Source organism: Actinoplanes octamycinicus, from assembly GCF_014205225.1.
In the GTDB taxonomy this organism is placed as follows: Bacteria; Actinomycetota; Actinomycetes; order Mycobacteriales; family Micromonosporaceae; genus Actinoplanes; species Actinoplanes octamycinicus.
In genome coordinates this window covers 7,207,918-7,228,400 of sequence record NZ_JACHNB010000001.1, presented here as the reverse complement: position 1 = coordinate 7,228,400, position 20,483 = coordinate 7,207,918, and the positions used below count along the sequence as shown (strand labels likewise).

Genomic DNA, 20,483 nt, shown 5'->3' with positions numbered 1-20,483 from the left:
CTGACCCGCCTCTCGGGCGCCTCCGCCGTCCCGGCGTGACCACGCCGTCGCGGGCTCTGCGAGAGACGCTGACGGGGCGACGGCGACGGTCCGTCCTTCGTAGACTGACCGCGATCGGCGATCTGCCGACGACGGTGAATGGGGGGATGGGGTGCCTCGTCGCAGCCGGCGGTGGGTGTGGGTCGGGCGTGGATTGTTCGGCGTGATCGTCGCCGGGCTGGTGGTCTACCTCGTGGCGGTGGGGCTGGACCAGGCGGACAAGCTGGCCAGCGGGATCGGCGCGGTGCTGGCCTTGGTCGCGCTGGCCGCGCCGTATCTCTTCCCGCCTGCCTCGTCCGCAAGCGTGCCGGATGAGGTGCGGGACACCGGAGCTGCTCGAGCCTCGGCCGGCGGGCACGCGAACACCGGCATCGACGCGCCAGGCGACGAGCGCGCGGCGCGCGTCACCCGCTCCGGCGACGCGACCGCGGACGGGCCGGGGTCAGCGGCCAACACCGGTGTGCAGCGCCGCCCCCGCTCGTGATCGGCGACCGGAAGGCGCCACGCACGGCGACGGTCACCGGGTCCGGTGACGCGCGGGCCGACCGGGGTGGCGTCGCCAACAGCGGCATCATCATCGGCGACGTCCGGACCGAGTTCCACGAGCACCACCACCATGCGCCGCGGGTGGTTACCTGGCCGGTCCAGGTGGGTATGCCTCCGGCGTCGGCGTCGGCGTTCCAACCGCGACGGGAGGTGCGGGACAGGCTGGTGAACGGCGGGCCGTCCGAGACCCGGCCCGCATGGGTGCTGGCCGGTGGAGGTGGCGTCGGGAAATCGCAGCTGGCTGCCTGGCTCGCTCGCCGCGCACTCGACGAGCGGACGGCGGATCTGGTGGCGTGGGTGACGGCGAGCAGTCCCGAGCAGATCGTGACCACCTACGCGCGGGCCGCGGCACGGGTCGGCGCGCCGGGCGCCGACGGTGACGACCCCGCCGCCGACGCCGCCGTGTTCTGTGAGTGGCTGCACACCACCGACCGGTCCTGGCTGATCGTCCTCGACGACGTCGACGACCCGGGTCACCTGGCCGGCTGGTGGCCGCCGCGGCGACCGAGGGGAGCGATAGTGGCGACCACCCGACGGCACGATGCCGCCCTGACCGGTTCCGGCCGGCAGCGCATCGAGATCGGCGTTTTCAGCCCGGACGAGTCGGAGGCTTACCTGACCGAGCGGCTCACCGAGGCCGGGTGCGCGGACCTGCTGGACGAGGGGGCGCCGGGCCTGGCCGCGGCGCTGGGGCACCTGCCGCTGGCGTTGTCGCACGCCGCCGCCTACATGATCGACCAGGCCATCGGATGCGCGGAGTACCTCGGCCTCTATACCAGGGCGGCACGGGTGGCCGAGGTGATGCCCGTCGACAGCGATGCGGACGGCTACGGCCGGCCGGTGGCGGTCACCCTGCTGCTCGCGCTGGACGCCGCCGACGCGGCCGAGCCGGCCGGGCTGGCCCGGCCGGTCCTGGCGCTGGCCGCGGCGCTCGACCCCGACGGACATCCTGACCAGCTGTGGCGGACCGCCGCGGTCGCCGGCTACCTGTCCGGCTGTGCCGGCCGGCCGGTCACCGGCGACGAGGCACGCCGGGCCGTGCGAGCGCTGCACCGTTACGGCCTGCTCACCCACACCCCGGCCGACGGCCCCCGAGCCGTGCGGATCCACGCCCTGACCGCCCGTGCCGCCCGCGAGGCCGGCCTGGTCGACCCGGCCACCGTCGTCCAGGCCGCGGCCGCTGCGCTGCTGGAGGTGTGGCCGGACGCCGACCACACCACCACCGACCTCGTCGACGCCCTGCGTACCAACGCGACAGCCCTCGCCGGTGACCTGTTGTGGGCGCCCGGCGGGCGCGCGCTGCTGTACCGGGCCGGCGCCAGCCTCCTGGAGTCGAGGCTGCACGCCGCTGCCGTCACCTACTGGCAGCGCATGGTGGACGACGCGACACGGCTGCTGGGTGACGAGCACCCCGACACCGTTACCGCCCACGCCAAGCTCGGCTCGTCGTTGTGGCAGGCCGGCCGGACCGCGGAGACGATCGCCGTGCTGGAGCGGGTGGTGGCGGACCGGGTGCGGTTGTTCGGCGACGAGCATCCGGACACGATCAGCGCCCGGGTCGACCTGGCCGGCGGCTACCGGCAGGCGGGACGCACCGCGGACGCGCTCGTGATCGACGAGAAGGTCGTGGACGACGCGACGCGGCTGCTGGGCGAGGAGCATCCGGACACGGTCAGCGCCCGCGCGAGCCTGGGCTCGTCGTTGTGGCAGGTGGGCCGGACCGGCGAGGCGGTCGCTGTCCTGGAGCGGGTGGTGGCGGACCGGGTGCGGTTGTTCGGCGACGAGCATCCGGACACGCTGCGGGCCCGGATCGGTCTGGCGGCGTGCTACCGGCAGGCGGGGCGGACCGCCGACGCCGTCGCCCTCGACGAGAAGGCGGTCGGCGACGCGGCGCGGCTGCTGGGTGACGAGCACCCGGACACGATGATCGCCCGCGCCGGTCTGGCCTCCTCGTACTGGGAGGCGGGTCGCCGCGCGGAGGCGGTCGGGATCCTGGAGCGGCTGGTGGCCGATCGGGTGCGGTTGTTCGGCGACGAGCATCCGGACACGATCAGCGCCCGGGTCGGCCTGGCCGCCTGCTATCGCGAGAGCGGGCGGACCGCCGATGCCATCGCCGTCCTGGAGAAGGTGGTGAACGAGGAGGCGCTGGACGACCGGCACCCGACCGTGGTGGCGGCCGTCGATCTTCTCCGGCAGTGGCGGGCCGAGGGCTGACGACGGCTACCCCGGCGACCCGAGAGTGCCGTCCGGCAGCGAGATGGTGAACGTGGTGCCACCCTCGGCGCCCGGGCCGGCCGCGATCGCGCCGCCGTGGGCGTCGACGATCGCCTTGGTCACCGCCAACCCGAGGCCGGTCCCCTTGATGCCGGCCTCGGTGGCGTTGCTGGCCCGGAAGAACCGGCTGAACAGGTGCGGGTACTGCTCGGCCGGGATGCCGATGCCGGTGTCGCTGACCTCGATCACCACCCGGTCGCCGCGCTGCTCGGCGACCACCGTGACGGTGCCGCCCTCCGGGGTGTACTTGACCGCGTTGGAGAGCAGGTTGTCCAGCGCCTGCCGCAGCCGCCGGCCGTCGGCGTGCACGGTGACCTCGGCGGCCACCCGGTCCACGACGGTCAGCCGCTTGGCGAGCGCGCTCGGCGCATGGTTCTCGATCACCTCGCGGGCCAGCCGGGTGCCGGAGATCGGGCGCGGGTCGATGCTGAGGTGCCCGGCGTTGAGCCGGGCCAGGTCGAGCAGGTCGTCGACCAGGCCCTGCAGGTGCAGCGTGGTGCGCTCGATGACGGTGGCGTACCGGCGCTCCGACCCGGCCAGCGCCGGGCTGTCCACCAGCATCTCGCTGTAGCCGCGGATCACCCCGACCGGGTTGCGCAGCTCGTGGATGACCAGGGCGGCCAGCTCGTCCTTCATCCGGTCCAGGCCGCGCAGCTGCTCGACCTGCTGACGTTCCTGGGCGAGCAGCGCCTCCCGCTGCTCGGCGAGTTCCCGCCGCTCGTCGACGTTGGTGCTGATCCCGTCGATGAAGTAGCGATCGTGGTCCCAGCGCGCCTTGGCCCGGGTCCACACCCATCGGGCCCGCCCGTCGACGCCGACGACCCGGCACTCCATCTCGACCTGCCCGCCGTCGGCGAGCGCCGTCTGGAACGCGGCCAGGATCTCGGCGTCGTCCGGATGGATCCGCTCGGTGAGGGTCGTGCCGGTGGCGCCGTGGCCGAAGACGGCCGTCACGTTCGGGCTGCCGTAGACCAGCCGCGGCGCCTCACCGGCCGGCACCTCGACCGTCCAGACGTAGTCGTCCACCTGTTCGACCACCCGGTTGAAGCTGCGCCGGGCGTCGGCCAGCATCAGCGACATGTCCTCCGCCCAGCGGCGTTCGACGAAACGACCCAGGTGCGCGGCGACCGCGTCGAGCATCGCGGCGGTGTCCGGATCGTACGGCAGATCCTGATCGGTGTAGAAAGCCAGCACGCCGAACGTGCGCCGGCCGGAGCGCACCGGCACCCCCACCGCGACCCGGATGCCGGCCTCCGGCAGCGCCCGGCCATAGGCGACCAGATCCTCCGGCTTGGTCGCGGTGTCCCACCACACCTCGCCGTTGCGCGCCCAGACCAGCCCGGGCAGCCCCTCGCCGAGGACGTAGACCAGCGGGCGGTCGTCGGTGAGCGCGGCGTGCTCGCGGGAGCTGTGCGCGCTGTGCCGCTCGATGTGCCGGCGGTCCTCGGTGACCGTCCAGTACTCGCCGTGCACCCAGCCCAGCGAGTCGGTGATCGCGGCGACCGCTTGGATGGCGGCGTCGGTGGCGTTGGTGGCGTCGGAGAGCACCTGGGCGACCGCGTGCCGGGCCCGGCGCAGCTCCTCGGCCCGGTGCGCCTCGGTGACGTCGTGCAGTGCGACCACGGCACCGAGCCGCTGGCCGTGCGCGGTCTCGATCGGCCGGGCGTTGGCGACCAGGTGCCGCCACGAGCTGTCCAGCTTGACCACCAGCTGCTGCCCGCTGACCGTGTCGCCGGCCAGCGCCCGGGTGAGCGGCAGGTCGTCGACCACGTCGCGGCCGTCCGCGGTGTAGAGCCGGTGATACCCGGTCCGCGGGTCGCCGACCAGCTCGCGCATCGCCCGGTTGAACAGGATGAGCTGCCCGTCGCTGTCGCAGGCGGCCACCCCGGACTCCAGGCTGTCCAGCACCGCCTGCAGGAAGGTGTGCTGCTCGTCGAGCAGCTGACGCTGGCGTTCCAGCTCGGCGGTCCCGTACAGCACGGCCTTCATCCGGGCCACGGCGGCCAGCTCCCGGACGTACGCCAGCCGCAGCGAGATCTCCGACTCGGCCGCCGCGGCCAGGCTGCCGACGATCTGCAGCTCGTCCTCGGTCCAGTCGCGCGGCTCCGAGTCGACCACGCAGAACGCGCCGAGCACCGTGCCGCCCGGCGACCGCAGCGGGAAACCGGCGTAGGCCACGGCCTGGTAGTCGCGGATCGCCGGGTTGTCCCGCAGCCGCTCGTCACGGCGGGCGTCCGGAACGACCAGCGGCGCCCGGTCCTGCACGACGTACCGGCAGTAGGAGTGCGAGAGCGGCGTCTCCCGCGTCTCGCCCAGCACGCCGCCGGCCCGGTCGGTGCTGACCAGCCGCTGCCGGTCGTCGCCGACCAGCGTCACGGCCGCGACCCGCGCCCCGGTCAGCCGCCGGGCGAGCCGGGTCAGCCGGTCGAGGGCGGCGACCGGTCCGGCGGTCAGCAGGCCGGTGGCGTGCAGGGTGTCCATCCGCTCGTCGGTACCCCGCGTCATACCTGGCGTCAGAAACATGCTCGCAGGCATCGGCGCACCCGGCCTGCACCTGAGGTTTGCTCAGGTGCAGGACCGCACCCGTCCGGCAACCCCCAGGATCACCACCATTCCCGGTACGCGGTGAGCGCCGGGTCAGCCGACCGGAGCCAGCCTTTCGTACGGAATCCGCTCGCCCGCCTCGACGGCAACGGCCAGCCGGTTCTCGGCCGGCGGCAGCGGGCAGGTCGCGAAGTCGGTGTAGGCGCAGACCAGGTTGGTGGCCCGGTTGAAGTCGAGGATCACGGTGCCGTCCGCGGCCGGCGGGTCGATCGCCAGGCTGCGGTTCGCCGGATAGGTGGTGACACCCGAGGTCAGGTCGGTGAACAGGGCGAACAGGGAGCCAGGCGCGCGCCCGTTGAAGACGGTCAGGGACAGCTCTGCGCCGTCCACGGTGAACTCCACCCGGCCCGGCGACTCGTAGACGTGCTCCAGGCCCTCGACGGCGGCGCCGACCGTGACGTCGCGCGGCTCGTCGAGCGGCAGGTAGCGGCCGGTCAGCCGCCATCGGTCGGTGTAGCCGTAGGCCGGCACGCCGTGGAACTGCACCAGCAGCGGGTGCGAGGGGTGCCGCGGCCGGACGATGTCGAACCCGCCGCGCTTGGCCACCTCGACGACCGCCTCGCCGAAGGCCGGGAAGACGCTGCTGCGCTCGGCCAGCACGCCGAACTCGTGCCGGCCGGTGAGCTTGACGCCGTCCAGGGTCAGGGACTCGTCCCCGGCCAGCTCGACGACGACACCGGACGGTCCGGTGTGCCAGGCGCCGGGCGCGTCCGGGAAACGCTGCGGCTGGCCGGTCAGATAGTTCAGGCTGGTGATGGCGAGAAACCCGTGCGGGTCGGCCAGCCGGCGCTCGTGCTCGGCGTGCCAGGTGCTCCACTGCTCTGCGCTCATGCCCCGAGCCTAACTCTACTTAACCTAGAGGAGTTAGCGTGATCTTCCCGATGGTGCGGCGGGCCAGCAGGTCCTCGAAGGCCTGCCGGGCCTGCGCCAGCGGATAGCTCGCCCCGGTCACCGGGCGCAGCCTGCCGGCCGTGACCAGCTCGACCATCTCCCGCAGCGGTTCCCGGAAGGCGCCCGGGGCGGTCAGCGCGGGCCGTAGCCAGAAGCCGCAGACGGCCAGGTTGCGGTCGGTCAGGGTGTCCAGGTCGACCGGCGGCTTCGGCTGCCGGGACCCGTTGCCATAGGTCACCAGGCGCCCGAAGGTGCCCAGCGTGGCCAGGGCCGCGCCGAAGACCGGGCCGCCGACCGCGTCCAGGACGATGTCGACCGGCTTACCGCCGTTGGCCGCGAGGATTCGTACCGGGTAGTCCTCCGCCTCGCCGGAGACCGCGGCGTCCGCGCCGAGCGACAACGCCAGCTCGCGCTTGGCCGGTGTGGACGCGGTGGCGATCACCCGCCCGGCGCCGAAGTGCCTGGCCAGTTGAACCAGCAGGGAACCCACTCCGCCGGCGGCGGCGTGCACCACAACTGTCTCGCCCGGGCTCAGCCGGGCCGAGCCGCGCAGCAGATGCCAGGCGGTCAGGCCCTGCACCAGCAGGGCGAGCGCGTCGGCGTCGCTCACCTGGGTGGGCACCTCGACGGCTGCGGCGTCGTCGACCACCGCCCACTCGGCGAAACCGCCACCCTCGAACAGCGTGGCCAGCAGCCGGCGGCCGTCCGCGGTACGCCCGACCACCTCGGTGCCCGGCACGAACGGCAGCCGGGGCGTGGGCTGATAGGTGCCGGAGATCCGGCTCGTGTCGGCGAAGTTGACCCCGGCCGCGGCCACCTCGACCAGTGACTGGCCGGCGCCCGGCACCGGAACCGGCAGGTCGGCCGGGGTCAGCACCTCGGGGCCGCCGAACCGGGCGCAGGTGACCGCGCGCATCACCGGGTCCGGGTCTTCTCGATCTCGGCGGCCGCGTCGGCAACCGTCCGGCCATGCGCGGCGGGCCGCCCGCCGTACGGATCGTCCCCGCCCCACAGGGTCGTCGGCGCGGCCGCGCGCACCACCGGCAGCACCTCGGCGGCCAGCCGCTCCAGCATGGCCAGTTGCTGCTCGTGCGGGATCATCGTGGGCAGGCTGAACGACTGCAGGTCATGACCGAACGCCTCGTGGAACCAGAGGATCTTCTCGGTGATCTGCTGTGGCGAGCCGACCAGCACCGGCCCTCGGGCGATCGCGTCGTCGATGCTCGCGAAGGTCATCTCGTTGCCCGGCGTGTGATTGCCCGGCTGGTTGAAATACCTCACGATGCGCTCGTAGGTCGGCCCGAACGCCTCCCGTGCCTGCTGCGTGGTGTCGGCCAGATAGAGGAAGCCGGCGCCCGCTCCGACGTAGGCGAACCGCGGGTCGTGGCCGTGCTCGGCATAGCGCGTGCGGTAGTGGTCGATCAGGACGGTGTAGTTGTCCCGCGGCTGGATGGCGTTCGCGGAGAAGAGCGGATCGCCCCAGCGGGCGGCCAGCTCCGCCGAGGTCAGCGTGGTCGCTGAGCCGTGCCAGACGCGCGGGGCGCCGGCGTACGGCCGGGGGAGGCTGGTGACCCGGTCCAGCGGGCCGCGGAACCGGCCCCGCCAGGTCACCTCCTCCTCGCGCCACAGCCGCCGCAGCAGCTCGTACTTCTCGGCCAGGGCGGCCCACTGGTCGCCGTCGGCGATCCCGAACATCGGCAGCTGGCGCAGCTCGTTGCCCTTGCCGATGACCAGTTCCAGCCGGCCGCGGGAGAGCTGATCGACGGTGGCGTAGTCCTCGGCGACCCGCAGCGGGTCGTGGATGGACAGCACCGAGACCCCGGTGGTCACCCGGACCCGGCTGGTGGTCGCGGCGATCGCGCCGAGCAGCACGCCGACCCCGCTGGACAGGAACGCCCCGGCGTGCCGTTCGCCGATCCCGACCGCGTCGAACCCGAACTCCTCGGCGTACCGGGCCGAGGTGAGGGCCTGGGAGAAACGCTCGTCCGGCCGGATCTCGCGACCGGTCACCGGGTTCGTGAGATTCGGCAGGATGTCGAGAACCTGGAATCTCACCCGCACTCCTCCGCGCCAGCCGTCGCCCGCATAGCCCATAGAGTAGCTGGGAATTGAGGCGATGCCAGGGGGTGGTCAGCCGCCGCCGGCGTCCGGGGGTGGGGCGCAGTCGCGCGGGGCGTCCCAGCCGAGCAGGCCGGTGGCGCGGTCCAGCCGGTCGCCGACGATCAGGCCGCCCTGGTCGGCGATGTGGCAGCGGTACATGCCGTTGGCGTGCCGGCTGTTGCGCATCTTGACCACGTTCAGGAAGCGGTCGGCCTGGGCCAGGTGTTCCAGGTAGCGCACCTGAATGACGTTGTGGAACAGGTACATCAGGCCGGTGAGCGGATCCTCGACGTGGCCGAACAGCTGGGTCTCGCTGGTCACCCAGAGCGACGCGCCGGCGGCCCGGACCACGCCGAGCATGCTGCGCAGGTACGCCGGGAAGCGCTGCGCCTCACGGGCCGCGTGGGCCATCTCGGCGAGACTGTCGATCACCACCCGGCGGATCGACCCGTCGTTCAGGCTGTGCCGGATCATCGAGGCGAGCACGTCCAGGTCCAGGTCGAGGGCGCCGACCGGGACATGGGCGATGATCAGCTGGTCGCGTTCCCGGGCCGACCGGAAGTCCCAGCCGAACCGCGCGGCCATCTCCTGCAACTCCTCGACGGTGTCCTGGAAGGTGACGTAGAGACACCGGTGGCCCTGCGCGAGACCCTCGGCCAGGAACCCCAGGCAGCCGATGGTCTTGCCGACCCCGGTCGGGCCGAGCACCACGGTCCCGTCGGCGTCCGGGATGCCGCCGCCCATCAGCTCGTCGAGGCCGGGGATGCCGGACGAGATCCGGTCGCCGCGACCGGGCATGTCGGTCGGCAGGAAGGACTCGATGCGCGGGTAGACCCGCACGCCGTCGTCGGTGATGTGCATGGTGTGTGCGCCGCCGAGCGGACTGGAGCCGCGCATCTTGACCACCCGCAGGCCGCGCCGGTCGACCGGTTCCCGGACCTGGTGGGAGAGCAGCACGATGCCGTCGGCCAGGGTGAACTCGATGGTGGACTGCAGCTCGTCGGTGTACTCGCCGATCAGCAGCAGGACGGCGCCGCTGTGCGCGACCCGGCTGGTCATGTCGTACAGCGAGGTGCGCAGCGTCTGGTCGCTGACGAAGTCGCGCAGCACCATGACGCTGTCGATCACCAGGAGCACCGGCTCGTCGTCGAGCGCCTTGCGCACCACCTCGTCGATCAGCGGTTCGATGCTGTCGGCGGGGTGGTCGCGCAGCAGGTCGCCGAGATGCACGTACTCCACCCGGGTGCCGAGGGCCTCCGGATCGAAGAAGGTGAAGTCGTTCAGGTGGTCGACGAGCTTGGCGTGCGGCTCGGACAGGGTGGTGTAGTAGACGGCCTTGCGTTCCGGGCCGGAGGCGGTGAAGCAGAGCTGCTGCGCCAGGATGGTCTTGCCGGTCCCGGGCGGCCCGGCGATGACGATGACCGAGCCCGCCCGCAGGCCGCCGCCGAGGATCAGGTCGAGGTCGGGCTGGCCGGTGCTCAGGTAGGTCATCGCCGGTCACGTCCTTCCCGGAGCAGGCGCTCGGCGGCCGCGACCAGGTCGGCGCGGTCGTAAGGCTTGCCGAGCGCCGCGTCCGCCCCGGCGGCCAGGTGCCAGTGCGAGCTGACCGCCAGGATCGGGATGGTCGCGGTGGCCGGGTCGGCGCGCAGCCGGTCGATCAGCTCGATGCCGTCCATCACCGGCATCATCACGTCGGTCACCACCAGGTCCGGCCGGGTCTTCCGCAGCACGTCCAGGGCGATCGCCCCGTTGCCGGCCTCGACGACCTGGTGGCCGGCCCGGGTGAGGATGCGCCGCATGAGGAAGCGCAGGTCCGGCTCGTCGTCGACCGCCAAGATCGTGCCCACCGGCTTCCCATCTCCGCGCCCGGGTCGTCGTTTCCCGACTTTAGTGCCGATATGTGCGTCCCGTCGGCAGAATGATCAGTTTCGTGCCGTTCGCTGCGGACACTTCAACAGTTGAGCGCTCGAATCGCCCGCCGGCGCCAGGAATATGGTCCTGAGCAGGCGATATTCGCGCTCCTGGCGGATGCGCGGGGTGCTGGATTTTCGCCGACAGTGAACGCCGGAAGAGAGCCGCGATCGCTGGGGTTGAGCACGACAGACTCAACCTTCGGAGGTGCCGGGTGACCAGCAAGCGACTTCCCGTGTTGTTCCTAGAAGACATCGTTCTGCTTCCGGGCATGGTCGTCCCGATCGAACTCGACGAGGCGGCCCAGGCGGCCGTCGACGCGGCCCGCACCTCGGCCGGATCGGAACTTCTCATCGCCCCGCGGCTCGAGGACCGCTACGCCTCGCACGGCGTGGTGGCCAGCGTCCGCCAGGTCGGCAAGTCGCGGAGCGGAGCGCCGGCCGCCGTGCTGCGGACCGGCGTGCGCGCCCGGATCGGCAGCGGCGTGACCGGCCCGGGCGCCGCGCTCTGGGTGGAGGCCGAGCCGGTCACGGCGGCCCCGCCCAGCGAGCAGGCCCGCGAGCTGGCCGCCGAGTACAAGCAGCTGGTCGTCACCGTGCTGCAGCGCCGTGAGGCGTGGCAGGTGATCGAGTCGGTCAGCGCCATCGACGACCCCGGCGACCTGGCCGACACCGCCGGCTGGGCGCCCTACCTGTCCAACGACCGCAAGCGCGAACTGCTCGAGACCCCCGACGTGACGGCCCGGCTGCGGCTGCTCATCGAGTGGACCCGGGACTTCCTGACCGAGTCCGAGGTCAACGACACGATCGAGGCGGACGTCCGCGAGTCGGTCGAGAAGCGCAACCGTGAGTACCTGCTGCGCGAGCAGCTCAAGGCGATCCGCAAGGAACTCGGCGAGGGCGAGCCGGACGGCAACGACGACTACCGGGCCCGGGTCGAGGCGGCCGACCTGCCCGACGCGGTCCGCGAGGCGGCGCTGGCCGAGGTCGGCAAGCTGGAACGGGCCGGCGACCAGAACCCGGAGGCCGGCTGGATCCGCACCTGGCTGGACACCGTCCTCGATCTGCCGTGGACCGTGCGGACCACGGACACCACCGACCTGACCGCGGCCCGCGCGGTGCTCGACGCCGACCACCACGGCCTCGACGAGGTCAAGGAGCGGATCGTCGAATACCTGGGCATCCGGGCCCGCCGCGAGGAGCGGGGCCTGGCGACCGTCGGCGGCCGGGGCTCCGGCGCGGTGATCCTGCTGGCCGGCCCGCCCGGGGTCGGCAAGACCTCACTCGGCGAGTCGGTCGCCCGCACGCTGGGCCGCAAGTTCGTCCGGGTCGCTCTCGGTGGCGTGCGCGACGAGGCGGAGATCCGCGGACACCGCCGCACCTACGTCGGGGCGCTGCCCGGCCGGATCGTCCGGGCCATCCGCGAGTCCGGCTCGATGAACCCGGTCGTGCTGCTCGACGAGGTCGACAAGGTGGGCAGCGACTACCGCGGCGACCCGGCGGCGGCGCTGCTCGAGGTGCTCGACCCGGCGCAGAACCACACCTTCCGCGACCACTACCTCGACCTCGACCTGGATCTGTCCGACGTGCTGTTCATCGCCACCGCGAACGTGCTGGAGACGATCCCGCAGGCGCTGTTCGACCGGATGGAGCTGATCGCCATCGACGGGTACACCGAGAACGACAAGGTGGCCATCGCCCGCGACTTCCTGGTGCCCCGGCAGCTGGAGCGGGCCGCCCTGAACGACGGCGAGGTGACCGTCACCGACGACGCCCTGCGCGAGATCGCCGCCAATTACACCCGGGAGGCCGGCGTACGGTCGTTCGAGCGCCTGCTCGCCAAGGCGTTCCGCAAGGTGGCCCTCGGCGAGCTGCCGGCCACCGTCGAGGCGGCCGACCTCAAGGACCTGATCGGCCGGCCCCGGTTCACCCCGGAATCGGCCGAGCGCACCGCCGTGCCCGGCGTCGCCACCGGCTTGGCGGTGACCGGGATGGGCGGTGACGTGCTCTACATCGAGGCGTCGCTGCTGCCCGGCGACAAGGGCGGCCTGTCGGTCACCGGGCAGCTCGGCGACGTGATGAAGGAGTCGGCCCAGATCGCCCTCTCCTACGTCCGGGCGCACGCCGAGGAGCTGGGCATCTCCCCGGAACAGCTGGACCACCCGATCCACCTGCACGTGCCGGCCGGCGCGGTGCCCAAGGACGGGCCGTCCGCGGGCGTCACGATGACCACCGCGCTGGTCTCGCTGCTGCTCGGGCGCAACGTGCGCGCCGAGGTCGGGATGACCGGCGAGGTCTCGCTGACCGGCCGGGTCCTGCCGATCGGCGGCGTGAAGCAGAAGCTGCTCGCCGCCCAGCGGGCCGGGCTCACCGAGGTCTACCTGCCGCAGCGCAACGAGCCCGACCTGGACGACGTGCCGGCCGACGTCCTCGCGGCGCTGACCGTGCACGTCGTCGCCGACGTGCGGGAGATCCTGGCCCGCGCGCTGGAGCCGGTTCTCGACAAGGCGCCGGTCAGCTAGCGGCGCTGAGCCGGTATGCCCGCGGCTCACGACGCGTGATCACCCGGTCGGCCAGACCGTAGGCGACCGCGTCGTGGGCCGACAGGGCCAGCTTCCGGTCGGTGTCCTCGCGGATCTTGGCGGCCGGGTGGCCGGTGTGCTCGGCCAGGATCTGATCCATCTCGGCCCGCACCCGGGCCACCTCCTTGGCCTCCACGGCCAGGTCCGGCAGCGTGCCCCGGGCCTGGCTGGAGGTCTGGTGCAGGGTGACCCGGGCGTGCCGCAGCACCGAGCGCTTGCCCGGGGTGCCGGCCGCCAGCAGCGCCGCGGCCGCCGACGAGGCCTGCCCGACGCAGATCGTGGCGATGTCGCACCGGACGAAGTTCATCGTGTCGTAGATCGCGGTCAGCGCGCTGAACGAGCCGCCGGGGGAGTTGATGTAGAGCCCGATCTCCTGCTCCCCGCTCGACTCCAGGTGGATCAGCTGGGCGATCACCACGTTGGCGACGCCGTCGTCGATCTCGGTGCCGAGGAAGATGATCCGGTCCGCCAGCAGCCGGGAGTAGACGTCGAAGGCGCGCTCCCCGCTCGGCGTCTTCTCCACCACGGTCGGAATCGTGTACTGGCTCATGCGGAAAGTCCCATCGGCTGGCGGGTCATGGCGGGGCGGACGTCGTCGACGCTCTCGATGATGTGGTCGATGAGGCCGTACTCCTGCGCCTCCTCGGCGGTGAACCAGCGGTCCCGCCGGCTGTCCCGCTCCACCGTGTCGTAGCTCTGCCCGGTGTGCTCGGCGGTCAGCCGCAGCAGGGTCCGGCCGATCCGCTCCAGCTGATTGGCGTAGATCTCCACGTCCGCCGCGGTGCCGCCGAACCCGGCCGAGCCCTGGTGCATCAGGACCTGCGCGTGCGGCAGGGCGAACCGCTTGCCCGGGGTGCCGGCGGTGAGCAGGAACTGGCCCATGCTGCCGGCCAGCCCGAGCGCGAGCGTGCTGACGTCGTTCGGGATCAGCCGCATGGTGTCGAAGATCGCCAGCCCGGCGGTGACCGACCCGCCGGGCGAGTTGATGTAGAGGCGGATCGTGCTCTGCGGGTCCTCCGCGGAGAGCAGCAGCAACTGCCCGCAGATCCGGTTCGCGATCGGGTCGTCGACCTCGGTGCCCAGCACGATGATCCGCTGGTGCAGCAGCTGCACGGCCACTTGGTCGTCGACGGTCCCGCTGAGGGCTTGTTGCATGGCCTGCTCCTTCGGTTCGGTGGATCTGTCACCACCATCCCGGCGCCGACGATCGCCGGCCAAGCCGATCTGCCGTGGGCAGAGGCGCTCTGCCCGTAGCAGACTTCTCAGAGCATCAAGATCTCCCTGGGCGCGCGTCCGCTGGGGGTGCGGATCGCATGCTCCCGCGCGGGGCGAGGGCGGCGATCTGGCCGCTGCGCGTCCATGGCGATCGCCGCCCTCTTCACGGTCCGCGGGTGGTCACCGAGATCAAAACCCCAGCTCAGCCGACCGATACAGAATTGGCGTGGTGGATCACGGGGCGGCCGGTCGCGTCCAGCCGGGCCACGCAGCCCTTGCCGGCGCGCTTGGCGGCGTACATGGCCGTGTCGGCCTCGTGCAGCAGCGCATCCGAGGAGGCGTGCCCGTCGAAGATCGCCAGGCCGATGCTGGCGCGCGGGGTCACGTCCACCGGCCCGGAGTACAACGGTGCTTGGATGGCGGCGAGGATGCGGTCGGCGACACACGAGCCGTCCTCGGCCGTCAGCATCCCTTCCAGCACCACGGCGAACTCGTCGCCGCCGAGCCGGGCCGGGGTGTCCGCGCCGCGTACCGCCTCGCGGAGCCGCTGCGCGACGCTGACCAGCAGGAAGTCGCCGGTCGCGTGCCCATGGGTGTCGTTGACTCCCTTGAAGCCGTCCAGGTCGATGAGCAGGACCGCGAGCGGCGCGCCCTGCCTAGCCCGCTCCACGGCCCGGTCCAGGTGCTCGCGCAGCAGCGCCCGGTTGGCCAGCCCGGTGAGCGCGTCGTGGTAGGCCTGGTGCCGCAGGTCGGCGGCGTGGCCCGCGTTGACCAGGCCGAGCACGATCTGCCCGGCCAGCGCGCGCAGCGAGTTGTGCGCCGCCCGCAGCTCGGCGCGAGTGCCGTGGACGACCAGCTTGCCGTATCGCCGCTTGTCGGCCTCCAGCGGGAACTCCGCCGTCTGACCCGCGGCGCCGGGAACGCCGGCCTCCGCGGCCGTCGTGCCGTCGGGCAGCTGGATCGCCGCCCACCCGGCGGAGTCCGGGCCGAGCATCCCGAGCGCCGCGTCCACGGCGGTGCGGTGGATGTCCTCCGGCGCCGAGGTGGTGCCGATGGCCGTGCCGACCTGGGCGAAGATCCGCTCCCGGGCGTTCGACTCCTCCTGGCGCCGGGTGCTCAGGGCGACCAGCGAGGTGAACACGGCCAGCGCCGGAACACCCATCGACTGCACCAGGAAGGGACCGAGGTCACCGGGCGCGGTGAGCAGCACGCCGGAGACCGTTCCGGCGTACGCCGTGACGACGAACGCCGCCACCTGCCGCCACGTCCCGAACAATCCGCGGAACGACATCGAACTGAACAGCATCCCGAGCGTGGCCACGTAGTCGTGCTGCCCGACGGCGAGCGTGCCGAGCGCGAGCGCCTCCAGCGGCAGCCCCCAGACCGGCACCCTCTGCCGCCGGTAGCCGCGCACCCACCAGCCCACCAGGAACACGATCGCGACCGCCGCGGCGGCTCGCTGCGCGGTGGTGGCCTGCCCGCCGCTGATCATCCGGGGCAGCGAGGTGACCACGTTGATCAGGGACATGAACAGGAACAGCCATTGGATGCGCCGCCCCAGGTCTTTGGGCGGAAGGAGCCGTCTCACAGAAAGTAGGTCGGCGCGACGGCTACCGGCATGAGGATCAGGGCGGCCCGAATCGTCAGGCCGGCCAGCCGTCGAAAAGCCGGTGACGGCCGGGGCGGCCTCTGGGAGGCTGGCCGGCATGAACGGACACGGACCGGCGGTGAGGTTCCAGGATCCGGCGGTCTGGCTCGAGACGCTGGCGACCGACGGCATCGACGTGGTGTGCCCGCACTGCGGGTGCCGCGCCGTGGTCAGCGCCGAACCCGACGAGGGCGCCTACGCCATGCACTGGCCGCGCCGGTTCGTCTGCACCGGTTGTGCCCACGTCGCGCGGTGGCAACCAAAGGGCGGAATTTCCTACTGGGGCGGGCCGGTCGATCCGTACTTCCGCCTGCCGTTGTGGCTGCGGGCGCGATGCTGCGGCGGGCGGACGCTCTGGGCGTTCAACGAGGCGCACCTCGCCCTGCTGGCCGGCTACGTCGGGGCGCCGCTCCGGGAGCGCAACCCGCAGCGGCCCGGCTTGACGATGGTGGCCCGCTTGCCGCGCTGGTTGAAATCGGCCAAGAACCGCGACGAGATCCTTCGCACGATCACCCGCCTCAACCACCGCCTCGCGCAGCGATCCTGAGACCCGCCGACCGGGCGAAGATCGCGCACTCCGGCGCCGAGCGGCCGCTGCACCTCTGAGCGCCGCTTAGAGTGAGGCCATGTCGAAGGTACGGGTGCACAACCTCGCGGTCTCGCTGGACGGCTTCGCCACCGGCGACGGGCAGAGCCTGGAGGCGCCGTTCGGGCACGCCGGCGGGCGGCTCATGGAGTGGTTCTTCCCGACCCGCACGTTCCAGTCGATGACCGGCAAGGACGGCGGCAGCGAAGGCGTCGACAACGCGTTCGCCTCGGCGTGGGGACCCGGCATCGGCGCCGAGATCATGGGGCGCAACAAGTTCGGGCCGCAGCGCGGCCCGTGGCAGGACGAGGAGTGGACGGGTTGGTGGGGCGACGACCCGCCGTTCCACACGCCGGTCTTCGTGCTGACCCATCACCCGCGGCCGACCCTGGCGATGGAGGGCGGCAACACCTTCCACTTCGTCGACGCGGGCCCGGCCGAGGCGCTCGCGCTGGCCCGCGAGGCGGCCGGCGGCCTGGACGTCCGCATCGGCGGCGGCCCCTCCACGGTCCGCCAGTTCCTCGCCGCCGACCTGGTCGACCACCTGCACGTCGTCGTGGTCCCGATCATCCTGGGCCGGGGCGTGCGCCTCTGGGACGGCCTGGAGAGCCTGGAAGATCGTTTCACGGTCGAGTCGGTGACCAGTCCGAGCGGCGTCACCCACCTGACCTTCACCCGGCGGTAGTCCGCCGGGCCGGGGTCACTCGGCGGAGTAACCGAGGACCCGCTCGGGCGTCAGCCGGATCACCACGCGCACCACGTCGGCCGGCAGTTGCCGGTAGGTCTCGCCCGCCCCCGGTCCTTCGTACGCCTCGGCGAGCCGCGCCGCGAACTCCCGCCCGGCATCCTCGGTGACCGTCGCCCGGCCGCGCACCTCGATGTACCGCAACGAGTCGGTCCGGTCGATCACCGTCACGCTCGCCCGCGGGTCGCGCCGCAGGTTCTTGTCCTTGCGCCGGCCCGCCTGCGTCGAGATGAGCAGATCGTCGCCGTCCCGCGCCACCCACACCACCGAGGTCTGCGGGCTCCCGTCCGGATTGGTGGTCGCCAGCACGGCCAGGTTGCACCCGTCGACCAGCCCTCGCGCACTGTCACTCAACTTCACCGCCACCGCGCGAGCCTATCGGCGACCGCCCCGCCCGCGCGGCCCCGGTCTCAGCGAGTGCGGCGTGCTGCGGGCGGTGGTCACTCCATCGCTGGTCAGGGCTGGGCGGCGCCGATGCGGAGGCGGTTGCCGTCCGGGTCGGTCAGCTCCAGCTCCGGACCCCACGGGGCTTCCTCGACGGCGGCGCCGAATTCCGCGGCGACTGCCTGCAGATCGTTGACGTGCAGGTAGAGGAGGGTGCCCGGGCGGGCGTCGCCGTGGTGCTCGGACAGGAAGAGCTGCATCGGACCGCGGGCCACGCACACGAACAGGGGGAGGCCCGGCTCGAAGCGGTGCTCCCACTGTTTGACGAAGCCCAGCCGGGCATACCAGGCGGTCGAGGCGTTCGCGTCCTCGACCCTGAGGAAAGGCGTGAGCTGTTCGGCCATCCGGCCATCCTGGCAGATCGGCGCTGGGTGAGCGGTCCGCCTCGATCGGTGGCCCGAGCGGTATGCTGTGCGGCGGAAACCTGTCGTTCGTCGATGGCTCGCGTGCGCCGACAAGCACGTCACCTATGACTTCTGAGTGCGGGAGCGTGGTCGCTCCGCTGCGGTGAAGGCCGCCATCCGGGTCCGGACTCCGCGAGAGATCCGGTCCGTCCGTCGTCCCCGCCGGCATCGGTGCTGGGGACATCTCGTCGCCGCGGCGCTCTGGCCGATGCACGGCAGCAACCTGGGAACTCTGCTGCGCACCTGCGACGCGGTCGGCGCCTGCCTGGCGGTGCCGCCGTTCGGCTGGGTGGACGCGGCGCTCGCCCGCGGGAACACCTTGCGGCAGCCGGCCTGCGTGCACCGGGTCGGCAGCCCGCTGCGGTGGCTCGACGACGAGCGCCGGGCCGGCTCGGCCATCCTCGGTGTCGAACTGGCCGACGAGGCGATCCGGCTCGCCGACCTGCCGGTAGCGCGGCGGCGTACCGTCATGGTCCTCGGCCACGAGGCCACCGGGATCCCGCCGGAGGCCCTCGATCTGCTCGACAGCGCGGTGGAGATCCCGATGGTCGGCACCGGCTCCAGCCTCAACGTCGCGGTCGCCGGCTCCCTTGTGCTGTACAAACTCGCCGGCCTCTTGTAGCGCCAGCCCACTCCGCTGGGGCGGCCATCGCTGTGGTCCAGGTGACGGCTGGCTCTCATGGGTGTCTCAACTGTCGTGAGACACCCATGAGAGCCAGCCGGAACCGGGAGCGCGCCGCGGTCGTGCGCAGGGGCTTCGGGGCGGCTGCCGGTGGAGGTCAGTGGCCGGATAGCTGGTGGGCGGCGTCCTGGTAGAAGGAGACCAGTTCGGCCACGGGGATGGGCTTGCGGGAGACGGTGTTGTGGTCTTTGCCTTCCGCGGTGAAGGGCGGGGGCCACAGGCTGAAGCCCTGGTCGAGGGTCAGTGCCGCGGTGTCGGTCTCCCAGCCGGGCCAGCGGAGCGTGTCGTAGAAGCTGGTGAGCGACCCGCGCAGGATGGCGTTCAGCCACTCGGCGTAGCCCACCTCCAGGTCGAGCCAGGCCAGATCGTCGGGCGCGAAGTAGTGCACGGTGGGCTTCGCGCCGGGGCTGGACGGCGCCCAGGTGTAGAGGCCGCCCGCCACGTCGTGGCCGACGGTGAGCATCCCGTTGGTGTTCGTCTCGGCGACCACGTCGGGCAGCGGGTCGTGGCCGCTGCCCAGCACGCGGACCCAGCCGTGGTCGACCAGCAGGCCGCCCGCGTTGGCCACCACCGCGCCCAGCCACGAGCGGGTGGAGACACCCAGGTCCGTCAGTACGCTGTCGGCCCGGCCCGGTGCGGCCGGCAACACCCGGACCGGGTACGGCGCCGCGGCCGCCGCCTCGAGAAGCTCTTCCCACGCTGATTGATCCACGGGAGCACGATGGCACATCAGGTCAGCGGGGCAGGTCCTTGGCCAGGCGGGTGACGTCGTCGGACGGGGCGGACGGCAGCGTACGGTAGCCTTCGCTCTGATAGAGGTCGATGTTGCGCAGGCTCTTCAAGCCGGTGAAGAGCAGGATGCGACGGCAGGCCGGTGGGGCGGCGGCCTCGATGGTGCGGAGCAGCCAGCGGCCCAGGCCGTGGCCGCGCAGGTCGGGGGCGACGGCGAGCCGGCCGACGTGCCAGTCGGTGTCGTCGCGGCGGGCACGGACCATGCCGAGCAGCCGGCCGTCGCGCCACAGGCCCAGGGTGTGCCAGGTCGCGAGCCAGTCGCGCACCTCGTCGAGCGGCTCGTGCAGGGCCGGGATGTCCAGCGTGTCGTTGACGATCGCCTCGTCCACCCAGCAGCAGCGCTGCAGCACGGTCACCTCGGGCGCGTCGTCGCCGGTCAGCGGTCGCAGGGAGGAGCCGGGCAGGGGACCGGGGCGGGCGTCGGGGCGTGCCGCGTCGCGCATCGGTCGCAGGGCGTGGGCGACCCGGACCAGTTCGTCGAGCAGGCCGGTGGCGATCGCGTCGCGGGCCGGGTCGGGCCGCAGCCGGCCGTCCTCGACGGCGTCGCCGAGGCGGATCGCGACCGTGGCACCCAGCGGGACCAGGCGCAGCGTGGTGACCACCTGCTTGGCGTGTTGCACCGACCGGGTCCCGGCCGAGGTGTTGCCGTAGCTGACGAAGCCGATCGGTTTCCACGCCCACTCGCGGCCGAGATAGTCCAGCGCGTTCTTCAGGCTCGCCGGCATGCCGTAGTTGTACTCCGGGGTGACCGCGATGAACCCGTCCGCGGCGTCGACCATCGCGCTCCAGCGCCGGGTGTGCTCCTGGTGGTAGACGCCCGACGACGGGTGCTCCTCCTCGTCCAGCAACGGCAGGTCCAGGTCGCTGAGGGCGACCGGCACCAGCTCGGCGCCGAGCTGCGCGGCGCGGGCAGTGATCGCGTCGAGGAGCCACCGGCCGACGGCGGGGCCGAGGGCGCCGGGGCGGGTGCTGCAGGTCAGCACCAGGACGCGGAGCGGTTTCGTTGACATGGAAACGAAGC

19 protein-coding genes are annotated in these 20,483 nt (G+C 72.5%); 6 read left to right on the top strand and 13 right to left on the bottom strand.

Features of this window, described 5'->3' with window-relative positions:
• Positions 1-151: 151 nt before the first annotated feature.
• Entirely contained in the window at positions 152-523 is a 372-nt protein-coding gene (locus BJY16_RS32400; RefSeq protein WP_185043362.1) for a hypothetical protein, read from the top strand.
• Positions 520-2,799 carry an FxSxx-COOH system tetratricopeptide repeat protein gene (fxsT, locus tag BJY16_RS32395; RefSeq protein ID WP_203758996.1) on the top strand — a complete coding sequence of 760 codons (2,280 nt, stop codon included), beginning with the start codon at positions 520-522 and terminating at the stop codon, positions 2,797-2,799. Before BJY16_RS32400 ends, fxsT begins: the two co-directional genes overlap by 4 nt.
• A gap of 6 nt (positions 2,800-2,805) precedes the next feature.
• On the opposite strand, the gene BJY16_RS32390 is transcribed toward fxsT, so the two are convergent.
• The 6 genes from BJY16_RS32390 to BJY16_RS32365 form a co-directional block, all read right to left on the bottom strand.
• Positions 2,806-5,364 carry an ATP-binding protein gene (locus tag BJY16_RS32390; protein WP_185043361.1) on the bottom strand — a complete coding sequence of 853 codons (2,559 nt, stop codon included), beginning with the start codon at positions 5,362-5,364 and terminating at the stop codon, positions 2,806-2,808.
• Between the two features lie 132 nt (positions 5,365-5,496).
• Entirely contained in the window at positions 5,497-6,294 is a 798-nt protein-coding gene (locus BJY16_RS32385; protein WP_185043360.1) for a DUF1684 domain-containing protein, read from the bottom strand.
• A gap of 19 nt (positions 6,295-6,313) precedes the next feature.
• Positions 6,314-7,270, bottom strand: coding sequence for a quinone oxidoreductase family protein (locus BJY16_RS32380; protein ID WP_185043359.1), 957 nt, complete (start codon positions 7,268-7,270; stop codon positions 6,314-6,316).
• Entirely contained in the window at positions 7,270-8,409 is a 1,140-nt protein-coding gene (locus tag BJY16_RS32375; protein WP_185043358.1) for an LLM class flavin-dependent oxidoreductase, read from the bottom strand. Before BJY16_RS32375 ends, BJY16_RS32380 begins: the two co-directional genes overlap by 1 nt.
• 75 nt (positions 8,410-8,484) lie before the next feature.
• Positions 8,485-9,945, bottom strand: a complete 1,461-nt coding sequence (locus tag BJY16_RS32370) for an RAD55 family ATPase (protein ID WP_185043357.1) — start codon at positions 9,943-9,945, stop codon at positions 8,485-8,487.
• Complete coding sequence (locus BJY16_RS32365) at positions 9,942-10,301, bottom strand: response regulator (RefSeq protein WP_185043356.1); 360 nt, start codon at positions 10,299-10,301, stop codon at positions 9,942-9,944. Before BJY16_RS32365 ends, BJY16_RS32370 begins: the two co-directional genes overlap by 4 nt.
• A gap of 278 nt (positions 10,302-10,579) precedes the next feature.
• Between BJY16_RS32365 and lon the strand changes: the two genes are divergently transcribed.
• On the top strand, positions 10,580-12,886 hold the full coding sequence (gene lon, locus BJY16_RS32360) for an endopeptidase La (protein ID WP_275408062.1): 2,307 nt from the start codon (positions 10,580-10,582) through the stop codon (positions 12,884-12,886).
• On the opposite strand, the gene BJY16_RS32355 is transcribed toward lon, so the two are convergent.
• The 3 genes from BJY16_RS32355 to BJY16_RS48680 all read right to left on the bottom strand — a co-directional run bounded on the left by BJY16_RS32355 (position 12,879) and on the right by BJY16_RS48680 (position 15,749).
• Positions 12,879-13,496 carry a ClpP family protease gene (locus BJY16_RS32355; RefSeq protein ID WP_185043354.1) on the bottom strand — a complete coding sequence of 206 codons (618 nt, stop codon included), beginning with the start codon at positions 13,494-13,496 and terminating at the stop codon, positions 12,879-12,881. The two genes, lon and BJY16_RS32355, sit on opposite strands and share 8 nt — an antisense overlap.
• Positions 13,493-14,164 (bottom strand): ClpP family protease, encoded by a 672-nt coding sequence (locus BJY16_RS32350; protein WP_260418334.1) that lies wholly within the window; start codon positions 14,162-14,164, stop codon positions 13,493-13,495. Before BJY16_RS32350 ends, BJY16_RS32355 begins: the two co-directional genes overlap by 4 nt.
• 199 nt (positions 14,165-14,363) lie before the next feature.
• Positions 14,364-15,749 carry a GGDEF domain-containing protein gene (locus tag BJY16_RS48680; protein ID WP_185043352.1) on the bottom strand — a complete coding sequence of 462 codons (1,386 nt, stop codon included), beginning with the start codon at positions 15,747-15,749 and terminating at the stop codon, positions 14,364-14,366.
• 139 nt (positions 15,750-15,888) lie between these two features.
• On the opposite strand from BJY16_RS48680, the gene BJY16_RS32340 reads away from it, so the two are divergent.
• Together BJY16_RS32340 and BJY16_RS32335 are read left to right on the top strand one after the other, a co-directional pair.
• On the top strand, positions 15,889-16,356 hold the full coding sequence (locus tag BJY16_RS32340; RefSeq protein ID WP_203758997.1) for a hypothetical protein: 468 nt from the start codon (positions 15,889-15,891) through the stop codon (positions 16,354-16,356).
• A 79-nt stretch (positions 16,357-16,435) separates the two neighbouring features.
• Positions 16,436-17,080 (top strand): dihydrofolate reductase family protein, encoded by a 645-nt coding sequence (locus BJY16_RS32335; protein ID WP_185043350.1) that lies wholly within the window; start codon positions 16,436-16,438, stop codon positions 17,078-17,080.
• A gap of 15 nt (positions 17,081-17,095) precedes the next feature.
• Here the strand turns inward: BJY16_RS32335 and BJY16_RS32330 are convergent, their stop codons facing one another.
• Together BJY16_RS32330 and BJY16_RS32325 are read right to left on the bottom strand one after the other, a co-directional pair.
• Positions 17,096-17,506, bottom strand: coding sequence for a PPOX class F420-dependent oxidoreductase (locus BJY16_RS32330; protein WP_185043349.1), 411 nt, complete (start codon positions 17,504-17,506; stop codon positions 17,096-17,098).
• Between the two features lie 89 nt (positions 17,507-17,595).
• Positions 17,596-17,928 carry a glyoxalase superfamily protein gene (locus tag BJY16_RS32325; protein WP_185043348.1) on the bottom strand — a complete coding sequence of 111 codons (333 nt, stop codon included), beginning with the start codon at positions 17,926-17,928 and terminating at the stop codon, positions 17,596-17,598.
• A 268-nt stretch (positions 17,929-18,196) separates the two neighbouring features.
• Here BJY16_RS32325 and BJY16_RS32320 point away from each other — a divergent pair, with 268 nt between their 5' ends.
• Complete coding sequence (locus BJY16_RS32320) at positions 18,197-18,610, top strand: TrmH family RNA methyltransferase (protein WP_221502053.1); 414 nt, start codon at positions 18,197-18,199, stop codon at positions 18,608-18,610.
• A 157-nt stretch (positions 18,611-18,767) separates the two neighbouring features.
• Here BJY16_RS32320 and BJY16_RS32315 read toward each other — a convergent pair whose 3' ends face one another.
• Both BJY16_RS32315 and BJY16_RS32310 read right to left on the bottom strand, forming a co-directional pair.
• Positions 18,768-19,382, bottom strand: a complete 615-nt coding sequence (locus tag BJY16_RS32315; protein ID WP_239177231.1) for a DUF2625 family protein — start codon at positions 19,380-19,382, stop codon at positions 18,768-18,770.
• Between the two features lie 22 nt (positions 19,383-19,404).
• A complete protein-coding gene (locus BJY16_RS32310; protein ID WP_185043336.1) occupies positions 19,405-20,472 on the bottom strand; it encodes a bifunctional NAD(P)H-dependent oxidoreductase/GNAT family N-acetyltransferase in 1,068 nt (355 codons plus the stop codon).
• Positions 20,473-20,483: the final 11 nt, after the last annotated feature.